Source organism: Mesorhizobium sp. WSM3224 (genome assembly GCF_000427725.1).
Classification (GTDB): domain Bacteria; phylum Pseudomonadota; class Alphaproteobacteria; order Rhizobiales; family Rhizobiaceae; genus Mesorhizobium.
Map to the genome: position 1 here is coordinate 1 of NZ_ATYO01000068.1, position 2,775 is coordinate 2,775.

Below are 2,775 nucleotides of genomic sequence, written 5' to 3' on the forward strand. Positions count from 1 at the left end.
TGGTGAAGCGCAGACGCTCCCGCGACGCACCAGGTCGAAGGCCGATCTTCTCCAGTACTGGCCAAGCTTGGTCTAGCAGGCGTTCGAGGAAACCGCGGGCATCGCTACCTGGATCTTGTGCTATCACATCATATCCGCTGGCCAGGAACTGGGCTACAAATCCACCACCAATGGTGCCCGCGCCGATACACGCGATCTGTTTAACCTCTTTGGGGTCTGGGCGGTTCATAGCGTTATGTATTTCCCTGAGTTGCGAGGATCTTGTTAGACTGGCAAGTCGCAAAGGACGACTTAGCTCGCTCTTTGGCTTTCCTGGAAAGAGATGCCACTTGGGACCGTGTCCGATAGCGGTGTTAAGGTCCAATTCATTGTCGATATACATCTATCTGGAATCACGATGTGGCAGCTAAGCCTGATCGCGTCGGCGGGCAGGATTTGGAGGTTAACGGCCGGGGAGCCGAGGTTCTGCAGTTTCTGACTGAGTTGGCTTGTTGCTCCGACGCGATGTCAGCCCTGATTTCCGATCTGAAGTCGGCCACCTGAGGATAGCCCCGGTTCTTGTGTTGCAGCGTGAGTGACGCTCACGCGAAGGTCAAGCCGCCCCGTCGGCGAAGCGAAGTTGCGCCACGTCGCCAGCCCGCAACCCAGGACGTGCCAATAGCAGCATGATTGCGCGATCACGCCGGCGCGCAACAGCGTCGCCATCGCATGCCGCGATGAGCCGGCTCACCTGCTCGGCCGACAGATACCGCGGCATGTCGGCAAGCTGCCAATGGGCGTAGGCCGGAACGACATCGGCGAGACGAGGTCGGCAGCAGCCTTCGACAGCAAGGATCGCAGGAATGCGCGCAGGCTGGTGGTCAAAGCCGAGCCCGATATCGGTCAGGCGCGTCAGCCCTCGCCACATGACGATGTTGCCGGGCGGCGGGTCGCGCGTGCGGTTGAGATAGCCGCCGAGCCTGGCGATTTTGTTGGTGTAGAACGCTGTGCGAGCTTGACCTCTTCGGCGCGGCATCCCGACTTCATGATCTTGTGGAAGACTTCGTTCTTCCAGCGCAGGGCGTACCAGGAGAGCTTTTCGATCGCCTGCTCAGCGGAGTGAACCGGCAGGTTTGTGACCAGCCGCCATTCCACTCGATCGCGATCCGTCGGTTGGTCGCGTTCGCGGGCATGAATGTAGGTCAGCGTGAGCGGCGGATATCGCTTTTGCTTTCCGATTGGGGGCAGGACGTGGATTGCTCGGAACTTGACGTCCAATGCCACGGTGACGGCGTTCGCCTTTGTCGTTGCGAATCTCGACCACATGAGCAGCGCAGGGCGGCTCGTTGGCCATCACCGCCGCGACTGTGTGGTCGCCGGCCCCCAGCGAGGCGATCGGTCTGGACGCGCACCAGGAAGCTCGTCCTGAGCTCCGAGGCGAGGCAGAAGAGCTCGTAAATGTCACTCTCTCGATCGCCGATATGGACACAGCGCCCGGGCTCGCCGATCAAGGCGTCGGATTGGCGAAGGTTTTCCAGCCAGCGATAGCTTTCCTTTGTCTCGATCGGCACCCGGGTCGGATTGATCTTGCGCTTGAGCGCGGCCGTGCCCTAAACTTATCGCGGGTCCAGAACTTCACCGCAGTCAGCCCGAGGGGAAGACCTTGCGTCGTTGCCGCCAAGCTCGAACGCATCAGCAATCCGCACACGGTGTGTAGGCGCGGTCGGCCCGCCTTGTCCTTGCCGCTGTTGATGACCTTGGTGATGCCGATCGCCTCGGTTTTCTCCCGCTGATACGTAAACTCGGTCGTGTCCTGCAGGACTAAGGATCGGCCCCTCGGCGTCCGCCACGCGATCGCGAGTTGCATCGAAGTGGCCTTTCAGGATCGCGTGCTCATTGACCCGACCGTTGGAGAAAAATCGGTAGGCGGCCTTGGTGTTCGCCCAATCCTGACAGGCTCGGGGAATGGTCTGGCCCATGGCACCGCCCAATTGGTCGAAAACCTGACGAAGGCGCTTGTCCAAGCGCTTGTCGGGAAGTTGACCTTCCGCAATCTCCTCGTCCATCCAATTCTGCGGACGTGCTTTGGTCATCGGGGCTCCGGCTGCGATTCGGAGCCACAGACAGAATCACCGTTTCGGTTGTCGCTTGCAGCGCACCTGGACGAGGTCATCATCACCATCGCCGGCAGGAAACACTGGTTATGGCGCGCCGTCGACCAAGATGGCTATGTGCTCGACGAAATAGTCCAGAACCGCCGCGACACCAAGCGGCCAAGCGCTTGCTAAAGAAGCAAGGCGTCGCGCCGAAGCGCATGATCACCGACAAGCTGCGCTCCTAAGGAGCACCAGGCGACGAGTGGTGCCGGACGTCGAGCATGGTCGCACAAGGGATTGAACAACCGGGCAGAGAATGCCCACATACGGCTGCGAAAACGGGGGCCGATGATGCAGGGCTTCCGATCACCAGGACCACTGCAACGCTTCGTTTCGATCTTCTCGGCTCTGCGCAATCTCTTCGTCCCGCTCCGCTCAAAACGCTCCGCTCTCGCTACACATATTCAGGCCATGGCGGAATGGAAAGCGGTGGCCGTGGTCAGCTGACATCAGCGCCGCAGGTCTCAACGCGTTTATATGCAGATAACGTGACATCGCCAGCAGTGCCAGATCAGGCGGCGGTTTTGGAGGCGTTAATGCGACTTGCTTCCCGCAACTTCAACAATCCAATGATCGTCTCATTGCGTTCTTCGATCATCTGAGGAATCGTCCTGCCGCCAAGCACTTCTTCAGCTTGACG

At 59.9% G+C, this 2,775-nt stretch carries 3 protein-coding genes and 1 pseudogene; 1 reads left to right on the plus strand and 3 read right to left on the minus strand.

The window, feature by feature from the left end; genetic code table 11:
• The 3 genes from YU3_RS41560 to YU3_RS42020 all read right to left on the minus strand — a co-directional run.
• The coding region (locus YU3_RS41560; protein ID WP_036260327.1) for a 3-hydroxyacyl-CoA dehydrogenase NAD-binding domain-containing protein at positions 1-229 on the minus strand (229 nt) is incomplete at its 3' end.
• 363 nt (positions 230-592) lie between these two features.
• Positions 593-1,015 (minus strand): hypothetical protein, encoded by a 423-nt coding sequence (locus YU3_RS42015; protein WP_027170297.1) that lies wholly within the window; start codon positions 1,013-1,015, stop codon positions 593-595.
• 580 nt (positions 1,016-1,595) lie between these two features.
• On the minus strand, positions 1,596-2,072 hold the full coding sequence (locus YU3_RS42020) for a transposase DNA-binding-containing protein (protein WP_245273739.1): 477 nt from the start codon (positions 2,070-2,072) through the stop codon (positions 1,596-1,598).
• Positions 2,073-2,120: 48 nt separating this feature from the next.
• Here YU3_RS42020 and YU3_RS38940 point away from each other — a divergent pair.
• Positions 2,121-2,582 (plus strand): annotated as a pseudogene (locus tag YU3_RS38940) (DDE-type integrase/transposase/recombinase).
• Positions 2,583-2,775: the final 193 nt, after the last annotated feature.

Excerpts from the sequence above, each read along its gene's own strand:
- YU3_RS42015 (WP_027170297.1), bottom strand. The coding sequence starts at position 1,015 with ATGCCGCGCCGAAGAGGTCAAGCTCGCACAGCGTTCTACACCAACAAA.
- YU3_RS42020 (WP_245273739.1), bottom strand. The coding sequence starts at position 2,072 with ATGACCAAAGCACGTCCGCAGAATTGGATGGACGAGGAGATTGCGGAA.